General features: G+C 37.1%; 20 protein-coding genes and 2 pseudogenes. 3 read left to right on the top strand and 19 right to left on the bottom strand.

Annotated elements, in window-relative coordinates; translation table 11 throughout:
• Positions 1-4: 4 nt before the first annotated feature.
• The 5 genes from RCG22_RS01970 to RCG22_RS01950 form a co-directional block, all read right to left on the bottom strand.
• Complete coding sequence (locus RCG22_RS01970) at positions 5-1,492, bottom strand: hypothetical protein (protein ID WP_308105491.1); 1,488 nt, start codon at positions 1,490-1,492, stop codon at positions 5-7.
• Positions 1,489-2,580, bottom strand: coding sequence for a Wadjet anti-phage system protein JetD domain-containing protein (locus RCG22_RS01965; protein ID WP_308105490.1), 1,092 nt, complete (start codon positions 2,578-2,580; stop codon positions 1,489-1,491). The genes RCG22_RS01970 and RCG22_RS01965 overlap by 4 nt, the downstream gene beginning before the upstream one ends.
• A 164-nt stretch (positions 2,581-2,744) precedes the next feature.
• Positions 2,745-3,104, bottom strand: coding sequence for a protoglobin domain-containing protein (locus RCG22_RS01960; RefSeq protein WP_308105489.1), 360 nt, complete (start codon positions 3,102-3,104; stop codon positions 2,745-2,747).
• 157 nt (positions 3,105-3,261) lie between these two features.
• Positions 3,262-3,915 (bottom strand): vWA domain-containing protein, encoded by a 654-nt coding sequence (locus RCG22_RS01955; RefSeq protein ID WP_308105488.1) that lies wholly within the window; start codon positions 3,913-3,915, stop codon positions 3,262-3,264.
• Between the two features lie 77 nt (positions 3,916-3,992).
• The gene (locus tag RCG22_RS01950) at positions 3,993-4,994 is read right to left on the bottom strand and encodes a macro domain-containing protein (protein ID WP_308105487.1); all 1,002 of its coding nucleotides are present in this window, start codon (positions 4,992-4,994) and stop codon (positions 3,993-3,995) included.
• A 224-nt stretch (positions 4,995-5,218) separates the two neighbouring features.
• Between RCG22_RS01950 and RCG22_RS01945 the strand changes: the two genes are divergently transcribed.
• Together RCG22_RS01945 and RCG22_RS01940 are read left to right on the top strand one after the other, a co-directional pair.
• Entirely contained in the window at positions 5,219-5,551 is a 333-nt protein-coding gene (locus RCG22_RS01945; protein ID WP_374049416.1) for a winged helix-turn-helix transcriptional regulator, read from the top strand.
• A gap of 23 nt (positions 5,552-5,574) precedes the next feature.
• Positions 5,575-6,498, top strand: coding sequence for a DsbA family protein (locus RCG22_RS01940; protein ID WP_308105486.1), 924 nt, complete (start codon positions 5,575-5,577; stop codon positions 6,496-6,498).
• A 189-nt stretch (positions 6,499-6,687) separates the two neighbouring features.
• Here the strand turns inward: RCG22_RS01940 and RCG22_RS01935 are convergent, their stop codons facing one another.
• Complete coding sequence (locus tag RCG22_RS01935) at positions 6,688-7,389, bottom strand: lysophospholipid acyltransferase family protein (protein WP_308105485.1); 702 nt, start codon at positions 7,387-7,389, stop codon at positions 6,688-6,690.
• 954 nt (positions 7,390-8,343) lie between these two features.
• On the opposite strand from RCG22_RS01935, the gene RCG22_RS01930 reads away from it, so the two are divergent.
• A complete protein-coding gene (locus RCG22_RS01930) occupies positions 8,344-8,796 on the top strand; it encodes a C40 family peptidase (RefSeq protein WP_308105484.1) in 453 nt (150 codons plus the stop codon).
• Positions 8,797-8,869: 73 nt separating this feature from the next.
• Here RCG22_RS01930 and RCG22_RS01925 read toward each other — a convergent pair whose 3' ends face one another.
• From RCG22_RS01925 to RCG22_RS01865, 13 genes and pseudogenes are all read right to left on the bottom strand, one after another.
• Positions 8,870-9,949 carry a PrsW family intramembrane metalloprotease gene (locus RCG22_RS01925; RefSeq protein WP_308105483.1) on the bottom strand — a complete coding sequence of 360 codons (1,080 nt, stop codon included), beginning with the start codon at positions 9,947-9,949 and terminating at the stop codon, positions 8,870-8,872.
• 216 nt (positions 9,950-10,165) lie between these two features.
• Positions 10,166-10,894 (bottom strand): amino acid ABC transporter ATP-binding protein, encoded by a 729-nt coding sequence (locus tag RCG22_RS01920; protein ID WP_098259885.1) that lies wholly within the window; start codon positions 10,892-10,894, stop codon positions 10,166-10,168.
• The gene (locus RCG22_RS01915) at positions 10,891-11,535 is read right to left on the bottom strand and encodes an amino acid ABC transporter permease (RefSeq protein ID WP_098259884.1); all 645 of its coding nucleotides are present in this window, start codon (positions 11,533-11,535) and stop codon (positions 10,891-10,893) included. The genes RCG22_RS01920 and RCG22_RS01915 overlap by 4 nt, the downstream gene beginning before the upstream one ends.
• Before the next feature lie 58 nt (positions 11,536-11,593).
• Positions 11,594-12,367, bottom strand: coding sequence for a transporter substrate-binding domain-containing protein (locus RCG22_RS01910; protein WP_308105482.1), 774 nt, complete (start codon positions 12,365-12,367; stop codon positions 11,594-11,596).
• 117 nt (positions 12,368-12,484) lie between these two features.
• A pseudogene (locus tag RCG22_RS01905) lies at positions 12,485-14,824 on the bottom strand (HsdR family type I site-specific deoxyribonuclease); the annotation flags it as partial.
• Positions 14,825-14,845: 21 nt separating this feature from the next.
• Positions 14,846-15,964: a restriction endonuclease subunit S gene (locus RCG22_RS01900; RefSeq protein WP_308105481.1), complete on the bottom strand. Its 1,119-nt coding sequence runs from the start codon at positions 15,962-15,964 to the stop codon at positions 14,846-14,848.
• Positions 15,954-17,467: pseudogene (locus RCG22_RS01895) on the bottom strand (type I restriction-modification system subunit M); the annotation flags it as partial. The gene RCG22_RS01900 and the pseudogene RCG22_RS01895, both read right to left, overlap by 11 nt.
• The gene (locus tag RCG22_RS01890; protein ID WP_308105480.1) at positions 17,449-17,880 is read right to left on the bottom strand and encodes a hypothetical protein; all 432 of its coding nucleotides are present in this window, start codon (positions 17,878-17,880) and stop codon (positions 17,449-17,451) included. The gene RCG22_RS01890 and the pseudogene RCG22_RS01895, both read right to left, overlap by 19 nt.
• A 625-nt stretch (positions 17,881-18,505) precedes the next feature.
• Positions 18,506-19,060, bottom strand: a complete 555-nt coding sequence (locus RCG22_RS01885; RefSeq protein WP_308105479.1) for a recombinase family protein — start codon at positions 19,058-19,060, stop codon at positions 18,506-18,508.
• Positions 19,061-19,384: 324 nt separating this feature from the next.
• Entirely contained in the window at positions 19,385-19,723 is a 339-nt protein-coding gene (locus tag RCG22_RS01880) for a L,D-transpeptidase (RefSeq protein WP_251461276.1), read from the bottom strand.
• Positions 19,724-20,177: 454 nt separating this feature from the next.
• Positions 20,178-20,669, bottom strand: coding sequence for a PTS sugar transporter subunit IIA (locus tag RCG22_RS01875; RefSeq protein WP_061810986.1), 492 nt, complete (start codon positions 20,667-20,669; stop codon positions 20,178-20,180).
• 15 nt (positions 20,670-20,684) lie between these two features.
• The gene (locus RCG22_RS01870) at positions 20,685-21,455 is read right to left on the bottom strand and encodes a MurR/RpiR family transcriptional regulator (RefSeq protein ID WP_251461274.1); all 771 of its coding nucleotides are present in this window, start codon (positions 21,453-21,455) and stop codon (positions 20,685-20,687) included.
• 86 nt (positions 21,456-21,541) lie between these two features.
• The gene (locus RCG22_RS01865) at positions 21,542-22,876 is read right to left on the bottom strand and encodes a 6-phospho-alpha-glucosidase (protein WP_061810984.1); all 1,335 of its coding nucleotides are present in this window, start codon (positions 22,874-22,876) and stop codon (positions 21,542-21,544) included.
• Between the last annotated feature and the right edge of the window lie 34 nt (positions 22,877-22,910).

Below are 22,910 nucleotides of genomic sequence, written 5' to 3'. Positions count from 1 at the left end.
ACCATTAATTCGTTAGGCATAATACAAATGGGGAAATACTCATACCCTTCCAATGGATCATCGGCTGGTCCGAATCAATGGAAGACAGGATGGTTTTCCCTTCGAGTTTCAAAAAACGTTGTTGTTTACTCTCTAATTTATGAATTAATAATAAGCGCTCATCGGATGGTTCTTTGTCATTATTAATAGCAGGAATCGATAAGTTCTCACTATGGAATAAGAGCCATAAGTCAACGGCTTCCTTTTGCTCCAACCATTTTTTTTGTAAGGATTCAGGAATGTCTCGTAGCTTAGAAAGATGAAATTCTCCTTTTTCTAGAAGTTCCACAAAAATAGGTTCCCATAACCTGACAACCTTTTCCCAATCAACTTCCCGCTTTTGGTAAACCACTTCTTCAATATCGTCTTCGATAATTTCTACTTTTTCGTTTAGTTGGAGATCTGTTTCCTGTTCCATCCAACTCCAATCGAGTGGATAGATGAAGTGGGTTTGAGCCGAAAACAAGGGCTCCAATATTGTTGCCATATCCTCTGGAGATGGCATTCCCTCAGCCACGAGCCAATCCTGAAAAAAGCTTTTCTGAAAGGAAACATGCTGCTGTTTCCAGAAAAGGTTTGGAAACTCATAGCGGAGTTCAATCTCTAAGCGCATATTTTCAACCACATGACTCGCCAATAGATCATGAATCCTTCGTGTTTGTTCCAATTTTTCCGATATTTCAAAATGTTGATTCGAGGTCGAGATTCTTTGAAGCAGCTGCCGCATTTGTTGGAACCGCAGTTTTTCATCTTGGAATTGCTTCTTTACCTCTTGTTCGCGACCACTGCGAAGATCAAACTCTTGTTGAAAAATAATCTTCGGATTCCTTTTCATACTTTCCCGATAATCCAACTCCCTGGCAATCATCCGTTTGACACGGGCCATCAAGTCATCCAACCCAGACAGGGCTTGTTGGAAATGGCCATTCTTTACTAAATGCTCAATATAGAGCTGATCAATCGTAATCTCTAGTTCTTGAAGAATCTCCCGACTCATAAAAATTAATTCTTTTGCTTCATCCGAACAACGATAAACGGTTTTGCCACCCTTTTCCCATTGGGAGGTTTCTCGGTCTTCAACTAAGTAACGGAACCGGTGATCCTTTATCACTCGTTCCTTTTCATCAAACCATTTTGCTAAAAACGGTTGATGCAGTTCCGCTTGTCCACTCCAAAGCAGCCCATCGACAAATCGATGAATTAGCTCTTCTTGATTGTCGGACTCGATGGAAATATTTAAATCGTTCAGACAAGATTTCGTGATTCCTTGTAAATCCTGTTTTTTACGATCTGGATTATTTTCAATTTCCCGGTAAAAAACCTCCAACAACACACTAAGTGCAAGCATCTGTGCGTAATCTTTCAGACCAGCCAACTGCATGCCCGATGCGAAACTCCAAATCGGATTTAACCGCTTCATCCGCTCTCCAAACCCTTGCCAACGTCCATTCATTCTTTTTCACCTTTAGAAGAGCATATCGTATCTAATGAAAGAACTTCTTGAGGCACTCTATATTTTTGGTCCCAAAGGGTTTGTACCCGTTCAGCCATATCTGACCGGGCAATTTGCTTGAATTCTTCCATGACACGCTCGAGATATGTTCGATTTTCATTTTGATTTTTATCAGTTTTATTCACCACTTGTTTATCCAATAAGGCGGAGTATATCGGAATAGCTAACTGAATGTTAAAATCTGGGTAATTATCCTTCAGGCGAACATAGATCCCCCAGCCTTCTGGATCAATATCACCAACATAATAGATGGTTAATTTATTGTCTTTGGTAATATCATGTAAAAAATAAAAGCTTTTCTCGATTTTTTTTCCTTCACCATAAATCAAGAGGTCTGGTCGAATGCCGACAATATCTCGACCTTTGCTCATCAAAAGCCTACAGGTATGATAAAACGACTGGTTCTCAACAACTAAAACCGTTTTCGCATGATTAATATCTGTCCTTGGAGCAGGCCAAAAAGCAAATGGTTCACCGTATATTTTTGCCTTCAAGTCCTCCAACGAAAGCAGCAAACGTTGCAGTAGAGTTGCACCCTCATTGGTGAGGAACTTCTCCTCACCAAAAAGCTCGAAGGAGCGCTCCTCTCTTGTCACCCAGTTAGCATGATCTTTTTGTTTTAAAAATAAATAAACTGCTTGAATTCGCTGCCACTCTATGTCCGTCTGCCACTCCGGATGCTGACGGTATTTGGTCAGATTAAGACGGTCTGAAACCGCTAAAATCTGCATATCCGTCCACTGCGTCTCTACTGGTACAGGATTCAGCCACCATTCCGAATGGAGACTTGGCCTCCTTCCGTTTAATGGACTTTTCTTCACCGGTGAAATGACACCTTCTGCACTAAGCTCGTTGATTAGTTGTACAAAGTAGCGATAGCCATTTTCGGATAGATAACGAATGTGGTCCTTTAATTTATCTTGAATGAGATAATCCTCTAGTTGTTGAATATCTATCTTTTTTCGTCTAGTAGGTAGTTGCATCGTTTTAAAATATGAATGAATCCAAGCCTTCATTTTCTCCTTCATTCAGGGTTCCACCTTTCGTTCGTCTCCTACTATTCTACTAGATACGACAAAATGCGCCAATAAAAAATACCAGAACCTCCAAAATTCGGATTAGTCCTAGCATCATTATTGCCGCTTAGGTTCATCGTTAAACGCTACTGCGAAACAAGAAATATTTTTGGAAATCATTTTACAATCTTATTCAACAAAAAATCAACTTTCTCTATAAGAAGGTCCCTTACACAAACATCAAGATCCATTTCTTCCATCGTCTCTTTCAATTGACCAAACCAAACTGCGGCCCTTTCAGGAGCTATTTGAAAGGAGTGTCTCTCTTTTACCTGTGACACCTGCATTCCTTCTTCCTGAGCAGATTCATCGGAAACAAGACGGTTTATAAAGACTCTTTGCCGACTTTTCAACATTTCAATATCCGTGTTTCTTTCATTAAACATGTTGATATAATATGTATCCTTTAACAGCTTATCATAAAAGCGGTCAACCAACTCATTCACTTGTTCCTGTTCTAATGAAATAGTCATCATTCATTCCCTCTTTTTCTTAATTAAATTAGTTTCTACTATTAGTATAGTGTAAACTAATTTCTAGATTCGTGACCTACATCACAGAAAAGAACCTTATGAAAGAAAAAAGACACCTCTGTTACTCCTAACAGCAGGTGTCCCTTTAGTAGAAATCAACTTATTTATTTCCCGATCGGTGATTATAATCCCTTTCAATTCCTTGTTTCCAGCTGCGATCAATCTTTTTGCCACTTCGAAGGTTGACGACGGCTTCATTGACCGCTTCATAATTTAATTGCGTTCCTTCATGGTCCGCGTGGTATTCAACCGCAAAGTCCTCACCGATTCCAAACCGGGCAGCCGTTGCAATGGCATCGATATTAGCCCCAAGGAACAGGAATTCCCAACCATATTTGTCCTTTTGGTGCTGAACCATTTTTTTGATTTGGTCTGTTGTGAATTCACGGCTGGCATTTTCCATCCCATCGGTTGTAATAACGCAGAGTACTTTTTCAGCACGTTCATCCTCACTCGTTCTCTTTTGTACATTGATGATTTTTTGAATTGTAAAACCGATCGCGTCCAATAACGCTGTGGTTCCCCCTACTTCATAATCTTTTTCAGTGATAGGAGAAATGCCCCTTATATTTTTACGGTCGTGTAATAATTCATAATCGTGATCAAATAATGCAGTCGTGACAACAGCTTCTCCTTCTGCCTTTTGCTGCTTCTTTAACATCGCATTATAACCGCCGATGGTATCGGCCTCAAGGCCGGCCATCGAGCCGCTTTTATCTAAAATAAACACTAATTCTGTAAGGTTTCTTTTCATATTCATCATCCCTTGTTATGTGATAAACAAAGAATAACAAATATCGATGACAAAATGGTCGCTTGGGAAGCGACATTTCAGGCACCGAGTAAGGGCTGGTCAAAAGCGAATAAGGCCTCATTGATTTCATGAATATTGAAATTTTCCTGTTGAATAAAATACTCAATAATCACATCAAATTTATTGCTCCGTGACAAAGTATATCCGGCAGCGGCGAGCAGCTCCATTGTTTCTTCCACATTTAATCTTAATGCAACAGCAAAAGCAATCGTGGTTTTCTTTTTCGGTGTATAATCGGCTCCATTTCGTATTTTGGAGAATAAGCGACGGTCAATATTCGCCCGTTTATACGTCTCAACATCTGTCATTTCTTTTTCGTCAATTAAACGAAGCAGCCGCTCGGAAAAAGACTCATCGAGTTGGTCCAACAGGTTTACTAAGGAGCTCTCGGCCTCTTTTAACTCATCCTTCTGAAAAATTTCGACTTCTTGCCGGAATTCCCATATAAAATGTTCTTCCCTATTACGAGCAAACTTGCTTTCTAATTCTTTCACATAATGCTCATCAATAAATTGATGAATCGATGTAAATAGTTTCTGGCTTAATCCGAAAGAATTTTTATCAAAAACCACCAGATAAACGAGCAGGTCATGATGTAATAAAAAAGAGCTGATGGAGGAGATCGCGACCTGTAATGCCTCCTCCTTTGGATAGCCATAGATGCCCGTCGAAATCAACGGAAAGGCAATCGATTCACATTGATGGCTTTTTGCAAGCTCCAAGGAGTTTTTGTAGGATACCTTTAACAGTGCTGCTTCTTGATGTGAACCCCCCCGCCAAATAGGTCCCGGTGTATGTATAATATATTTTGCCTCCAAGTGAAAGCCATCTGTCAAAACTGCTTCTCCAACCTTACAATTTCCCATTTTATCGCAGGCTTGTTGCAACTCATGGATACCGGCTGCGCGAAAAATAGCACCACAAACGCCACCACCCATTTTCAGTGAGGTATTCGCAGCATTCACAATTGCATCCACCTTCATCTTGGTAATATCATGGCGAACAATTTCTAACGGCATAATTTCTCCCCCTCCCCAAATAATGCTTTAATCCTTTACAGCGCGGTATGAGAATGATAGAAAATAAAAATAAAATTCCCATTCGTTCTATTAAAAATCTTCCTTTTTTTATTTTCATTATATCAGAAAATTTATTGGATTTTCTAAAGAACAGGTGCCTGACACTCATCTGTTGATATATTTTTTATATCTGATATACTTTATATATCGTTTGTACTATTCTTGTGGAGGTGATAGTTATTAAAATTTGTCCATATTTAGAATACTCATTTCAAATACTTGGTAAAAAGTGGAACGGTTTAATCATTCACTATTTATCTCTTTGTGAAAACAACTCCACCAGTTTTACTGAAATGGTTCAAGAAATTTCTAACATTACCCCTAGAGTCTTATCCATGAGGTTAACTGAACTTATTGAGTATGGTTTGGTTAAGAAAGTTGTTATTGATACACCACACGTAACGATTTCATATAAATTAACCAAAAAAGGGCAAGCACTTGTTTCTGCCCTTCAGCCGATCCAGAACTGGGCAATTGATTTTAAAGATCATGTTTAATCAAAAATAATAGGAGGAATAAAATGAATAGCAAAAATAATATGATGTGCGATTTGGAAACAGGCGTTTGTGGAAGTGCTGGAGACGAGGAAATGGTAATGCTTGACTTTAATCAACCAAAAAAAGCGATTGAGCTTTATTACGTTACCGACCCCATCTGCTCTCACTGTTGGGCATTAGAGCCAGTTCTCCGTCGTTTTGAAGAACAGTATGGCGATCACTTTACAGTTCATACGGTTATGGGCGGATTGTTAGAAAAATGGGGGGATGGACCTGTCGATCCAGCAAACGGGATTGGACAACCGTCTGATGTGGCTGGACACTGGAGAGAAGTTGGGGAATATACACGTATGCCTATTGATGGCTCACTTTGGTATGACAACCCTATTCACTCATCCTATCCTCCTTCCATTGTTTTTAAAGTCATTCAAAAACAAAATGAAGCGTTGGCTCGTGTGTTTTTACGTCGGGTGAGAGAAGCCGTTTTTGCGTTCAATCAAAATATTGCAGAGCATTCAATTTTAGTTGATATTGTAAATACACTTGGACTTGATGGTGAAGCAATTGTAAAAGAAGCGGAGCAGCCAAGCGGACAGCAATTATTAAACGAAGATTTTGGGCTAGCTGCAAAATTAGGTGCCAGAGGTTTTCCAACGATTGTTATGATCAATGAGGAAAATAAAGGTGTCAAGATGGTTGGTTCTCGCCCATTAGAATACTACGTTGCAGGTCTAAAACAAGCTCTGGATTCAGAGACTCTCCAACCTAAACAACAACCTGCCCTCTCAAGCCTGCTTGAAAAAGAAAAGCTCTTATTTTCCAAAGAGATTGAAGTCATGTATGATCTTGAAAAAACAGAAATCATCGCATTTGCCGAAAAAGAACTTTCAAAAAGCAGTTATCAAGTGAAGGAAATACTGGGTGAAACCTATTTTTTGAACCAATAATTATAAAAAGAGTACAGTCACCATTCCATGCGGAATAGTGACTGCACTCTTTTTCATGTCTTAATTCCTGGTAACCCGTGTGGTGCCTGACACCAGCCCTCGTGTTTATTGAACCTTTTCTAAATGACAGACAATTTGCTCATAATGATCAGAACATTTTCGTTTTCTCTTCACTTACATCTACTTCTATTATAAATGGTTTTTAATTTGAGCCTGAACTGCTGCGGCTAGTTCGTTTGTATCTTTAAAGATTTTTGAATCAATAGGTTCAGAATAATGTACAGATACTTTGACAGCAGTATGTTTCCCTTTCTTTTCTGTTAATTTATAAGAATCCTTGATGGAAACAGGGATAACTTTTACTCCTGATTTCATAGCGATCCTTAAACTACCAGATTTAAAATCGCCCATTTGCGGACCTCTACTTCTCGTTCCTTCCGGGAAGATGGCCATTGAATGACCCCGTATTAAATTTTCAATCGCTTGGTTTATAGACTTTAAGGAACTGCGAGCATTTTCCCTATCGATGAACACACAGCCTCGCTCTTTCATCCAAAAACCCAATAATGGAATCTTTTCCATTTCCTTTTTAGCGACAAACGCCATAGTTTGTGGTGCTGTTGAAAATAAAAGTGGAATATCCATATTACTTTGATGGTTTCCAACATATAATACGGATTCATCTAATGGAACATTTTCTATTCCTGTTACTGTTAGGTCGGCACCAGAAATTTTCACTAATTTTTTTGTACATTTTAAAATCAACTTATTAATTAGTTCTAGTTTTTCTTTGTTCTTACCGGCTTTCTTTAATTTATTTATCGTAAATGTTTTGTTTGCTTTACTTAAAATATAACCCCACAAATATCCTTGAAATACTAGAGTGCGCATTTTTTTCCTCTTCTCAAATTTAAATAAATAAAAAGGATCAACCGTTTATTCCCACTCATTATATGATAATAATTATCATTATTAATTGACTTAAATCAAGGTTGGTTATTTATTTTAAAGTAAATCAAAGTTCAGGGGGACACTTCGTCTTTCCGTACAAAAAAGCTAGGACGGGTTATACCCTTCCTAACTTTTAAAATATTATCGATTAAAATTCCAGCTAATCTGATTGGTGCCTGACACCAAAATTGAATACGTGTTTATTGAGTTGCATATAAAACGTTTGGATACTTATTTAATGGGTTACGTTATTAGGTACTTTTCTTAAAATACTTAGCAAAATGACAGTCGTATTGGCAGCGTTATTGATATATATAAAAGTAAAACTCGCCATAGCTCACTATTGGCGAGTTTCTTTATTAAGAATACAAAAACACTTTTTATTAAATCTCACTTACAGGTAATACGGTTCAACGTTTTGCACCAAAATGAGGTTCTATTAGCTTTTCGAGAAAAAACTCACTTTCTTTTAAATAAGATGTCTTGTCCTTAATCGAGTAACCAGCAAAAGTAAAATAAGCGGAGATTTTCCGGTTAAATGCAGAATGGTGTTCGTTTCGGGGAATATAAGGGGAATTTTTCCGGTTATGTAAAGCAAATTCTCCCATTTTCGAATACTTTGAGTAAATAGGCGGAATCTCTCCGTCTATTTAAGCTTATTTTAATTATATTTACAAATTAAGCGGAATTTTTCCGTCTACTTACCAGCTCGGGTTCTTAACCTGATCCGCTAACCGATAAACGGAATATTTGGATATTTATCCCATGCACTTTTTCCTATTCTAAAAATTATTCCAATATAACTTTGTAATGAAATTGTAATTTTACTGAGACGTCTCTGTTACAGCTTTCTAGTATATTAAAACTATCAAATCACACTAGGAGGTAACAATCATGCTAAAGAAATTCATTCTAGCATTTACCATCATCGTTTCTTGTGGCTCTTTGTTTGCTAGCATAGGTGATAAAGCGGAAGCAGCTTATTATAATTCAAAGGCAGTGTCGGTTGCAAAGTCTAATTTAGGAGTACCTTATCGTTGGGGCGGTATGTCAACTAACGGTTTTGATTGTTCTGGTCTCGTGAAGTATTCTTATGCTAGAGCTGGAAGAACATTAAACCGTACCGCCGCTCAAATGTATTATGGAAACGGATATCGTATCTATAATTATATCCAACCGGGTGATTTAATGTTCTTCGCTCCAACCAAAGCAAGTCGACCAACACATGTCGCGATATATATTGGGAATGGAAAAATGATTATGGCTTCTTCATCAAGAGGAGTCATGATTACAAACACAAACAATCCATATTGGCATCCAAGATACGTTGGAACCAAACGCGTTTAAAGACCATCTGATAGATGGTCTTTTTTTTATCCCTGAGACTATGTGGAAGGTTCTCGTGGACAACTTCAACACATCAGTAACTATGAGAACCATCCTTTTGAAGCTCAATTTTTTCACTAATCTCCTTAAGTCCGGCACGAATTAGCAGAAAAACAACAATCCATGAAGTGATCATTAAAAAAATATGGCCATAAGGAAACATTCCAGTTACGGGAGTATCCCATAGCGCATGCATCAATACGACGAGGATAAAGACACGTAAAAATTTAATTCTAAATAACATGTTAAGATTAAAGGGCTGATCCCCTTGTACCCTGCAGAATGCCGCACCTGTTAAGCCCGCCCAGGCGACATGGCCGCCAGGTGCTAAGAGCCCTCGCCATAATATCGTGGTATAGAGATTTTGTGTATCCCCGGATAGCAATGCTCTTAAGGCATAGCCAGCTGTTTCAAATGCGGCAAAGCCTGCACCAACGGCCGCACCAATGAGTAGACCATTAAGAATATACCTGTATTTTCGATACTTGACAAAACTAATTACGGTAATCGTTTTGGCAAGCTCCTCAGCGATTCCAATCGTAATCGGATTAATAATATTCTTTAGAATATCAAAAAAGACAAGTGCAACTAACAACGAGACAATCCCGCCGATGAGTACGACATAAATAATTCGATAAAAGGCAATATTTTGCGGAGCATTCATTTCCCAGAAGAATATAAGTGTTGTCAACGGAACAGCAAAAGCACCCACTATAATAAGTCCGGGTATAAAATTGATATTACTAAAATAGCTGAACCCAATGTGCAGCCCGACGAACGCGAGAAGCGAAATGATGAACACCCTTGCAAATAGCCAAGGTTTTGGCCATGTGCTTTTTACTTCGGAAATTTTCGGAGTCGTAAGAGCGGTTCCAACGATAAACAGCCGCTCAGCTTCTAGTTCACTATGATTTCGGAAAACACGAGAAAATATATTTTGCATTTTTGGTTCAACCGATTGTTCTAATTTTGGAACCATGTCCACATAGTGGGCAAACTCATAAAAAAAGCTGTTATCCTCCTCTTGCGAGTTACCCTTAATAAATTTTTCACCGCAGCTTAGGCAGAACTTCACTCCCTCTGGGTTGGAATAAACACATTGTGGGCATTTCATAGCTTCACTCCTCTTAGATGTCTAAATTCATTTTAATGTTATGGAGATATCCACCAAATGAAATAACAATCTCAAAAAGAGTATACCCATACATAGGTAGTTTCTACTCTACTTTACATAATCCAACCAGTAAAATAAGCCATCAAACACTAGATTTATGCTCACTAGTATTTGATGGCTTATTTATTTTCCTATTCAATTGAAAAAACTTATCGTTTATAACACTTTACTTAAAAATGCTTTGGTTCGGTTATGCTGAGGGTTACTGAATAACTCATTCGGTTCATTTTCTTCAACAATATAGCCGCCGTCCATGAAAATAACCCGATCGCCAACTTCACGTGCAAAGCCCATTTCGTGGGTAACAACCACCATTGTCATCCCCTCTTTAGCAAGCTGTTTCATGACTTCTAATACATCTCCGACCATTTCAGGGTCAAGTGCAGAAGTCGGCTCGTCAAAGAGCATGATTTTTGGATTCATTGCCAGCGCCCTAGCAATGGCAACACGTTGTTTCTGCCCCCCAGAGAGTTCGCCTGGATAACTATTTGCCTTTTCTCTTAAACCAACTTTATCGAGCAACTCATAGGCTAATTTTTCAGCAGCTGATTTTTCGGTCGAACGAATTTTAATAGGCCCCATCGTTAGGTTTTCTAAAACGGTTTTATGAGGGAATAGATTGAAATGCTGAAATACCATTCCAACTTCTTGTCTAACCTTATTGATATTGATCTTATTGTCTGTTATATCCTGTCCGTTAATGACTACCTCGCCACCTGAAATTTCCTCGAGGCGATTTAAGCAGCGAAGAAACGTACTCTTTCCGGAACCAGATGGACCAATAACACAAACTACCTCTTTTTCTTGTACGATTGCATTAATATCCTTTAAAACCTCTACCTTACCAAACGATTTTCTTAAGTTTTTAACAGTAATCATACTCATCGAAGCTGAATCCTCCTTTCGATGAAATTAGCTAGAATGGTTAATAAATAAATAATAATAAAGTAAATAACACCCACAACTAGCCAAATCTTGAAAGCTTCAAACGTTGCGGAGGCTTGAATTTGCCCTTGCTGTGTTAAATCAGCAATCCCAATAACCGATAAAAGAGAAGTATCTTTTAAACTAATAATCGACTGATTCGTAATGGTAGGTAGCATTCTTCTAAATGCCTGTGGAAGCACCACATAGCGCATCGTTTGGGCACCTGTAAACCCAATCGATCTTGCCGCTTCTGTTTGTCCCTTATCAATCGATTGAATTCCCGCTCTGATAATCTCCGCAAAATACGCCCCAGCATTAATGGCAACAGTGACGATCCCTGCTGTTGTGCTGTTCAAGGACACTATTTGTAAAGAATTGACGCCAAAGTAAATAAAAAATAGCTGGACAATAAATGGTGTCCCTCGAATTGCATCCACATAAATCTTTGCAATCCAGTTTAAAATCTTACTTGGAGCCAATCTCAATAAGGCGATGACTAAACCAATTAGAAAACCTAGAATAATTGCAATTACAAAAATATAAAGAGTAACTTGAAGTCCTTTTAATAACATTGGTATAGCCGCAGAAATAATATCCATTCTTATCATCACCTTTCAACAAGAAAGCGCGCTATAAGCGCGCCTCTAGCTTACAAATCTATTTTTCACCAAGATAAGTTTTTATAATTTTATCATAGGTTCCATCTTTCTTTAACTCAGCAAGACCAGCGTCGATTTTTTTCAAAAGATCCGTATTTTTTCCTTTTAGAACAGCGATTCCATATTGATCCCCATTTAAACGATCACCTACGATTTTTAATCCAAGGTCTTTTTGGGCAATAGCATACGAAATTACTGGATAATCTTCAATTAGAGCATCTGCATTTCCGTTAGATACCTCTTGGAACATAGCAGGACTATCATTAAATTGAACAACAGAAATTCCTAGTTTTGAAGCATTGTCTGTTGCATATTTTGCACCAGAAGTACCTTTTTTAACCGCAACTTTTTTGCCTTTAAGGTCATTGATCGATTTAATCGATGAATTATCGTTTTTGACAATTAATGTTAACCCCGCATCAAAATATGGTGTGGAGAAATCTACTATTTTCTTTCTATCTTCTGTAATACTCATTCCTGCAATCGCCACATCTAGCTGATTAGCTTGCATTGCTGGGATGATACCACCAAAATCCATTGGTGAAAGTTCAATTTTGAAACCTTGATTTTTTGCAATGGCATTGATTAACTCAATATCGATACCCTTATAGTCGTTTCCTTCTTTAAATTCAAACGGAGGATAGGTCGTATCTACACCTACTTTATACACCTTAGCCTTTTCCTCTTTCCCGCTTTTTGCGTCACTACTTCCACAAGCCGCGATAAAGATAGTAAGAATTAAAAACAAACTAAATAAACCAAACTTCTTCATATCAATTTCCCCTTTGTTGTCAGATTATTTCCATTTGCAGAATAGAATGAATTTACTTAATTAATATACCACAGATATTAAAAAGAGCAAAAGAAAAAATTATTGGAATATAAATTGATAAACAAGCTCTGATTCCTCTTGTTCTTGAGAATATAACTTCGTGGCATCCTTTACATTTTGCTCCATTGTCCAAGGTTTCCGGAAAGTCACAATCAATCCCTTTGTCTTTCCTGGATAGGTACGATTTGTTCGGGAAAAGGCTTGGATCAGATTGGCATAACTTAAATTCCGGTCCACAAATAACGTTTGGACGGTTGGAGCATCGAATCCAGTCAATAAACGCTCTACAACAATAACGAGGTCAATTTGTTTCCCGAATTCTTTGAACTCTGCCTTCTTACGAGCTAAACGATTGTTGATATCGCCATTATATCGTTCAATATCTTCTAACGACCAAGCTGTATGATAATAATCGTTATAGTCCTTGATAATTTCTAACATTTCATCTTGATTTTGTTTAGAATTATCTTCGTTTTCTTGCATCGAATAGGTGATGGCAATCCGTGGGAAGTCCGGATCTTCAATCGTTCGCCCTGTTCGAATCGGATGTTCAGCAAATTCCTTCGTCAACCATTCCGGATCTTTCGTCATTTCCTTGATTGCCTGATAGTAGCGTTTCGCCATATCAATGGAACTTGTTGTTAAAATAGCGGACTTTTGCGGGCGACCATTTTGGAAATCAAATTTGGTATAGGCATTATCCGGGCGAAAAATCTTGCGAATAACTTTTTGAATATGTTCATCACTTTCATAAGAAGATGATCCAAGATATGCTTCTTTTTCTATTCCATCCATTTGATCGATCATGTCGTTCATTTCATCATCACTAAAATGAGCGTATTTTTCCTGTTGACGCAGTTGAGCAAAAATATAGTTATTTAATGATGTTGGTTCAATCGTATCCTCATGCTCTACTTGGAATCCTAAAACAGCCCCGTCATCTAACGCATTCTTAATGGTATAGGGATGCAGGATATCTCCATATTGATCACGAGTGGTGCGAGCTAATTGGCCTTTAGCTTGTTTCTTGTTTACATCAAATATCGGTGTACCTGTAAATCCAAACCATGTAGAATTTGGAAAAAATCCCTTGATCGCTTCCATCCCTTCTGCGCTTAACGCCCGATGGCATTCATCAACGATAAACACAATATGTTGTCCTAGTAGTTTCTTAAAGCGCTGAGTGCCTTTTTGTTCTTCTAGTTTTTGAGCATAGCGCAAGGCAGCTTCCAATTTTTGACGAGTGGTAATAATTACTGTATTGGAATTGGCATCAGATAGCAGAGTATTACTTAGCTCCGGAGCACTTCCGGTTCCAACAATCAAGCTATTAGACTTCGCATTACCAGAAGAAATACCGGTATTAAACTCGGAAGCAAATTTGGTAAATTCCGACGTTGTTTGATTATCTAAGTCTTTTCGGTCAACCAGCATAATTGTACGATCTACACCTGGTTTGCGAGCCAATAACTTCGTAGACACAAAACTTGTCAACGTTTTTCCTGAACCAGTCGCATGCCAAACGTATCCGGATTCATGTTTCATGGCAGATGTAAACAAGGCTTCAATTGCATGAATTTGATAGGATTTTAACACCATTAAGGATTTATTGTCTTGGTCTTCACTAACAATCGTATAATGGGCAATCAAGCGATGCGCATCTGGAATATTTAAGACCTGTTTCACAAATTCATAGAGATTTTCTACTTTTCGATTGTCTGTTGTTCGCCAACTGAAAACAGATTTCTTGTGCATGTCTTTTGGCATCGCATTGGCAAAATAGCGAGTCGTTTGTTCGTTGGAAATGACAAATAACTGAAGAGTAGAAAAGATATTGTTTCTAAACATTCCTTCTTCTGCGTATTTTTTGATTTGATTAAAGGCTTGGAATACGCCATCTTTGGCACCGACCTGCTTCAATTCAATTTGAACAATTGGCAACCCGTTGATTAAGAGTGTCACGTCAAATCGACGATCACGGCCATCAACGTCTGTCTTTTGTTTCGCAATCTGATGAACGACTTCGTAAGTAGAGATTCCGCCACCAATATCTTGGTTGGAATACAACACCAATGACATTGACCCCAAGGAAACATCTTCACGTTCAATCGTAATGCGAGAGATTCCATTCTCCCCTTTGAGCCATCTAGCAGCCTCAAAGGGTGTCTTTGTTTTCAATAGTAATTCTGTTTTAATATTGTCAAATTCTTTATCAGAAATTGGATGTTCCCCAATTTCTGATAAGTTATTTTGCGTAATTTTTTGACGCAAGTTCTCCCATAGAGCTTCTTCCGATTTTAAATCTGGGCGACAATTCCACTGGTTATGCCCTTCCCCTAGCACTTCAATCAGGCGACGTTCCACTTCAGCTTCATCGTTATGTGGTATCTTTGTCATTTTTCTTCTCCCTCTACTTACTTATAGAAACATCTTTTGTAAGAAAGCTTTTTGGGTTTCCTTTAAGGTATCTAATTCGCGTTGATGAAGAGCGATAGTCTCATCGAGTTGCTTAAAGAAATTACCGATTTTAATTTGTTCCTCAAGAGTTGGGAAATATATTTTATAATTCCCAAATTGCGGAGCTGTAAGTTGTGGAACACCTGTTGATTCAACCAAAATATTAGTATTATTTATTGCTGGTTCTAAAAAATCAACATTAAAATCATCAAAAGGTTTTAAAACTAAGAGTCTAACAATAGCTGTGAAATTGACATGTCTAGCCTTTGCGTGTCCTACATCACCACGACCAGTAATCGTAACAGCTGGCGCAACTGACTTATAGTTGTTATAATAGCCAACAATGCCATCATTTGTTAATGCATTTGCTAATACAGGAAATTTCCCACCATCAATAAGTTTTGATTTATCAATGTCCCCACCGGCAGAAATATTTCCAATTTCCGAAATCTTACGCTCTTCCCAATCTCCAGTAAATCCCGGGAACCGAACTTCTGGTACGGACTGCCCTTCTTTTGGAAACATTTTTTGCAAGAATCCTTGTTTTATTTGTTTAAGGGTTGTTAGTTCTTGTTGAAGAAGGGCGATAGTGTTATCAAGATGTTTGAAAAATTCCCCAATTTTAGTTTGTTCTTCTTTACATGGGAAATTAAGAATTATGTTTTTGACAACTTTTCCATTTAACTTTGGTTGTGCAGTTCCACTATTGTATTTATCATAATTTTGTTTTTCCAAGAGTTGTACTAAATAAATATTAGACCCCAACTTCATTTTCATGATGTGTGCATGGTTATTAACCCAAAATTTTCCTTCAGTCAAATAGGCTATTGGACTGTTTCTCGTGGTAATATTGGCACCATCTTCTGCTAAGAGTACATATTCTCCTTCAAATATATAGTCTTCAACATAATCAATTATCCCAGTTGCCCCATAATAAGGATATTGACCTTTTATTCGCTTTACAGAGTCAATTGGTATTCGTTTTTCATCAAAAAAATCTGCTACTTCCCCTAACTTTTGTTGCTCCCAATCTCCTGTATATCCTGGAAAGCGAATTTCTGGTGTAATTTTATTTTTCACGAGTAAACACCTCTAATGCACCCTTGATCCAGTCTGTGTTTTCTTCATCAAATTGTAGCAAAGAAATCATGTCATATAGGCTAGATTCTAGTTCTGCTTTTTCTTTTCGTATGTCTTGAATGGTTGAGCCGATTGCAGCCATATCAACAGGCACTTCTTCTTCAAAGGTATCCACATATCGAGGGATGTTCAAATTAAAATCATTTTCTTTGATTTCATCAAAAGTAGCGACATGTGCATAATTCTCCACATCTTTACGGTTTTTATATGTTTCGACAATCTTATCAATATTTTCTTTGGAAAGTTTATTTTGGTTCTTTACTTTAGTAAACTCATGACTTGCATCAATGAATAACACATCACGAGTGGTACGATTTTTCTTCAAGATGATGACGGTTGTTGGAATCGATGTCCCAAAGAATAAGTTTGCTGGCATGCCAATTACGGTATCAATACTACCATCCTCTAATAATTTCTTACGAATCACACCTTCAGCAGCGCCACGGAATAGTACCCCATGTGGTAAGACGATTGCCATTGTTCCCGAATCTTTCAAATGATAGAAACCATGTAAAAGAAAAGCAAAGTCTGCTTTTGATTTTGGCGCTAATTTCCCGTACGAGAATCATCTAAGAACGTATCATCTGAAGACCAATTAGCTGAGTAAGGGGGGTTCATTAGAACGGAATCAAAGGTATAAGGCTCATCTGTCGGCCAATCTTTGTTCAATGTATCCCCATTACGTAAACGCATATCCTCCTTATCAACACCATGCAAGATCAAGTTCATCTTCGCTAGATTATAGGTTGTTGTATTTAGTTCTTGTCCATGGTACTTTATACTTTCTGGATTATTAATATATTTTCGGATATTCAACATCAAGGAACCTGATCCCATGGTTGTGTCAAATACGCTAAACAATCTTTTGTCTTCCTGACCAATTGCAGCGATACGAGCCATCATGTCAGATACCTCGGAAGGTGTATAGAATTCGCCAGCTTTCTTACCAGCTTCTGAGGCAAATTGACCAATTAGAAACTCATACGCATCTCCAATGACATCACCATTATGTCCTATCACATCGATATCATTTAGTTTCTTCAGTACTTCTGTAATGGTAATGTTTCGTTGTTGATCATCTGACCCCAGTTTTTTTGATGTCAAATCAACATCATCAAACAATCCATTAAATTGATCATATTTCGTAGACATATTGATAAAGGCTTTATTCAAGTCATTCAACTGAAACGTGTTTTGTTTAGCTTGATCGGTTAATGCATTGAATAAATACTCCGGTTCAATATCATAACCCAATGTATCCACTAACGTTTCAATCAAGTCATTTTTTATCTCTACATCTGCTAGTAACTCTCTATATAACTGATTTTGTTTTTCTTGTGTATTGTATTCTTCTAGCGATTCATCAGCTATTTCAACTACTTTTTCTAATAACTTATCAGATAAGTACTTGTAAAAGATCAATCCTAATAAGTAGTTTTTGTATTAGTTGTGTTTACCCAAGATAAACCAGTTTTGTCTGCTCCACCTACTGCCAATTCAAATTCGTATGAATAATGAAAATCTGCGTCTTCTTTGTCGCCCCAGTTTTTTATATCCGAATTTCCAGCATGTAAGAAAGAACAACGTAGAGAATAACACATCTCTCCTGTAAAATATGGATTATTTGCCTTAGAGCCATCTTCTGTCCAACCTGTATTGTCTGCAAAATATTGGTTAACCCAATCATCAAACCATGCTACATATTGTTTTCTTATATTACGTTCTCCATTTTTTTTCTTTAAATCTGGATATTCAATTTGCCCACAAATATCAGGTAAAGTTAAAGACAGTGCAAGTGCTGATAAATAACTTTTATTACTAAGAGCAAGGTTAATGTCCTTTATTTTTTCTAACATATAATCCCCCTATTGTATTATTAATCACTCCTAATTCCAACTGAATGTTACCATAAAAAACAAATACTTGTTTAACTAAGCAGCTGTTAGCTCAATAATCTTTATTATATTTCATCACGTTCTTGCCATATTTATTCAACTCAAGCACCATGATGTACACCACCCCATCGGGTAGGATTTCGTCAGCCGGACTTAATGTCCCGTTTGTTGAAAAAGAAGCCTGTTGCTTTCGATAAGCAAAGATTTTTTGACGAGTTCCTTCTATTATATTTGGATACTATTTAATTCTCTTACGTATTCCTTAACTAGTTTATAAAAAGTTGTTTTTTTAACACCTGCTTCTTGCATTGCTTTCACTGCAGTCATCTCTCCCATTTTCCAACGATTATAAGCTTGTTTAAACTCCTCAGTAATAATAGATTTAGGTCTGCCAAAAATTTTATGACATTAAACATCTAATTTTGATATTTGATTTTGTTTTCCATAGTGGCCCTTGAAATCCAGAATCGTTTCCGTGCCCCTGAAGGGGCAAAAGTCTTTATAAATTTAAAAATCTATGTATCTAAAAGTTGTAACTTTTGGAGATATTTTGTGCGTGTTTTAAGTGTTTGTTTGCACATCCGATTTACTGTTTCTCTAAATAGCGATAAATCGTTGTACGAGACACGCCCCACTTTTCTGCAACATCTTTAATCGGTGTACCATTTTCAATTAAAGCTTTCATCATTTCAATATCTTTTGGTCCATACTTCTCAGGACGACCACCAAGACGACCACGCGCTCTTGCAGCTGCTCGTCCTGCAGCCGAGCGCTCCTCAATCAGATTCCGTTCAAATTCTGCAAAAGCTGCGAATAAGTGAAACATCAATTGTCCCGTTGCATTGCTTTTGTCCATGGTTAAGTTTTCTTGTAAACTGTGAAAGCCTATGCCTCGTTCGTTCAAAGTATTTACAATTTGTATTAAGTCCTGCATGTTGCGACCAAGGCGATCTAATCGCCAAACGACAATTGTATCTCCTTCACGTACATACTGAAGTGCCTTTTCTAAACCGGGGCGCTGTCTTTTTGCTCCACTTATTTTATCGTGGAAAATTTTTGAGCAACCATACTGCGTTAACGCATCCATCTGTAAATCCAAATTTTGCAATCCCGTTGACACACGCGCATATCCAATTAACACCAAAATCACTCTTTTCAAATTTTTCTTTTGAATTCATTGTAACATAAAATAGATTTTAATAGGTTACTAGACATAGAAAAATGAACGGGGTTTTATGACATGAATGGTAATAAAAAATGTCCTTTTCCTCATGAAAAATAGCGTGTTCAGAAAAGGACGAGTTTTGTAACATATATCTAGCCTGTAAAATATTAACATGTAATCATTTTGATTAAAGGGCGCTTTTTAATTTTGTTCCGCAAACGGGCCAGTTTAGTGCAATAAGAACTGGGCCGTTGTTGCATAAGACACAAAATATGCAGTATAGAAGCGAGATTAACAGAGTTATTTATGAATGATGACCCTGGTACCAATTGGAACTCTAGATGATAATTCTAAAACATCATGATTAAACATTCTAATACAACCGTGAGAAACGCTTTTACCTATTGATGATGGATTGTTTGTACCATGTATTCCATAATGAGGTCTTGATAATCCCATCCATAAAACCCCAAAAACATGTCTGGGAGGATTTGGCTGCTTATTTATTATGGTGTAAGTACCAAACGGTGTAGCAGTTAATATTTTGCCAGTAGCTATCGGATAGGATTTTATCAGTCTGTTTCCGTCATACAATCTTAATCGGTGTTTTGATGTTGACACGTCAATCCATCTCGCCACGAAGATCAACTCCATTTTTTTAAATAATGTATGTAGTAACTCAAGACTTTGTTAATTAACAGGAATTGATTGAACAGTATTGTATGAGTTTTTGAACAAAACAAATAAGTATCCTGAATGACAAGACTTCTAGGCTGCAGAACAATTTATTTTAGATCTTTCATTTTTAGTTTTGCGCCACTGTTTTTCTAAATGGAAAGCGCCGTAAAACCGTGGAACGTAATAAAAGCCTGAATGAAGGAAGTATCATACAGGCTAATTATTACTTAATAAATTCACTTTTTGATCTAAGAATTAGGTTGTCAAAAATAAATAACAACTATGGCATGAGAATCTTCCTTACCAAGAATGGAGGCCGTTTCGCTTTTTAAAATCAGTTCAAGCTACGAATTTGGCTGGGTCTTAAATTTTTGAGAGCCCCATCACAAATCGATTTTCAAGTATGAAATTTGAGTTATTTAAAAATCAATTGAGCAATTTCCGTTCCACTTTCAACTTCATCTGACTTTAACGGAATCATTTCAGAGATTTTTTCTTCAAAATTCGGGAAAACAAGGACTGAAATAATTTCTTTTCCCTTCTCCTCAATATAGGAAAGATCAAAAGTACCAATGTGGTCATTAACACTAACTATATCTCCAGCATTAATTTTGATATTAAATCCTTCACCTTTTAATTCAACTGTTTCAAGTCCTAAATGTAATAGCATTTCAAGGCCATCTTCCGTTACCATTCCAATTGCATGTTTAGTAGGAAACACTTGTGTAACCTTCCCATTTACAGGAGAAAAAACTTCGCCGTTAGTTGGAATAAAGGCTAGCCCTTCGCCCATCATTTTCTGGGAAAAAACGGGATCTGGAACACTTCCTAATGGAATAACCTCGCCCTTTAAAGGGCTATGGATGAATATATTTTTTTCTTTTTTACTCTTCTTAAAAAACATCATTTCACACCTCAATGTCTATCTTTTACTATTTATATAATCTAAATATCCAAATGCCAATGCTTCTACCACAATAAAAAAGGAAGAGGCAGATCGTACCCACCAATTTTTCGGAATAGGATTCATCGTACTGGAAGCATATAAATTAAAATCAGCATGTCCTGACAACCAATTACTTTTAAAATTGGTAAGGGAAATCATTTTTGCACCCTTAACTGCAGGAATATCAAGTAACCCTTGTAAGTTTGGATTTTCACCGGATAGCGAAAACAAAATAATTAAATCTTTAGAAGTTAACTTTTCAATTATAAGCCTATATTCATTTGCGTGGGCCATTGCAGGAATAATTTGAACGGGTTTGCCAATAAGTAGGAATAATCGTTGCAGTTCTGCAGCTTGATTTTTCTGGGCTATTCCTGTTGAAATGACATAAATATTTTCACTAGTATCAATTGCTTTATAAATAGGTTCAAAGTCCACACTATTTAAATAGTCTAACGTTTTATTGACATCATAAAGAACTTGTTCAAACAATTCATTTGGTTTAAGTTCCTCATTTGGGCTGGCATTTTCCCATTTTACAAAGTTTTTAAATTCACTATATCCACTAAAACCTAATTTTTGAGCAAATCTTAATACAGATGATTTGGATGCTAAACTATTTTTAGCTAACTGATTAATACCCATGTTCCCAATTTTATCTTTATTAGCAAGAACGTACTTAGCAATAGTAAAATCAGTATCACTCAAATACTCATAATTTTTATTAATTAACTCTTCAAGATTCACAAGGAGATCCTCCTAACTTAATTAAAACAGGCAACAGGGTATGAAAACACCTCATACCCGCTACTAGTTTAGCAAACCCTTTTTCCTTAAGAAAGTTCCGGCCAAAAATCCTTGTTTGCCTCGATAAGGTCATCTAAAATTGCTTTTGCAACACTCGCACTTGGTACTGTCTTTGACAATGTTAGCGCCTGCCAAAGTTTTTGATATGATTTTTCTAAATAAGCTTGAACGACTAACTTTTCTACTGATACTTGTTGTTCAATCAATCCCTTTTGGAATTGAGGAATCGTCCCAATAGATAGTGGTTCCACACCTGCTTTACTTACTAAACATGGAATCTCAACCATTGCAGTTGGTTCAACGTTTGCAATCGCCCCATTATTAGGAACAATTAATAGCATTCTTTCATATGTGTTGTATGCAAGCGCTCCTGCCAATCGAACGATGAATTCCGCGTGTTCCCCGGCTTCAATACTTGTTCCTTCAGCGGTGCCAGCTTCGGCAATTCGTATACATTCGGCAAAAACATTCTTTTCACGATGATCCATCACTTCGTTTGCCCGTGTATGTTCTGGGTTTGAATGTTGTACTACATAGTCAGGGAATAAATAATATTTTAAATACGTATTTGGTAGTGTATCCGGGTCAACAGCGTATACGTCCTTAGCTTTAGTAAATGTATCCATCCAGCTGGATTCCGCTAGCAGTGGATTATTAATCCCATCATTTTTAGCCCCATAACCCCATTGTTTTACATGTTCTTTCAATCTTGGCATTAAGTCATTGCCTTCTTTATCATAAAGCTCAGTCCACCAACCAAAATGGTTTAGTCCATAATACCGTTCAATAATATCATTCTCAGATTCCAACCCTAAAATGTCAGCCATTGATTTTTTAATGGCAACTGGCATATCACAAATATTAATGATTTTCGAGTTAGGACGTAAGATACGTGTTGCCTCTGCAACAATCGAAGCTGGGTTAGAGTAGTTTAACATCCAGGCATTCGGTGAATACTTTTCCATATAATCAATTAATTCAATTACTCCTGGAATTGAACGCATACCATAGGCCATGCCGCCAGGTCCACATGTTTCTTGACCAACGGCCCCATATTTTAATGGAATTTTTTCATCTAGTTCACGCATTTTTAGACCACCGACACGAATATGTGCCATTACGAAATCAACATCTGTAAAAGCTTCCTCGGGATCTGTTGTTGCTATGAATTCAATTTTAGGAGCACGTTCCTTAATGATAATTTCACATGCTTTCGCAACGATATCTTGACGTTCTTTATTATTATCGTAAAATTTTAATTTCCGTAATGGAAATTTATCTTGATTTTCAATTAACATCATTACAATTCCAGCTGTATAAGTACTTCCCCCACCAGCAATTACTACAGAATTTTTTTTCATTTTTAGTCCCTCTTTCCTTATTGTTGTTATGTCT

The organism is Neobacillus nitrireducens (assembly GCF_030915405.1).
Lineage (GTDB): Bacteria > Bacillota > Bacilli > Bacillales > Cytobacillaceae > Neobacillus.
The sequence above is the reverse complement of the archived record's forward strand: the minus strand, read 5'-3'. Positions and strand labels throughout refer to the sequence as shown.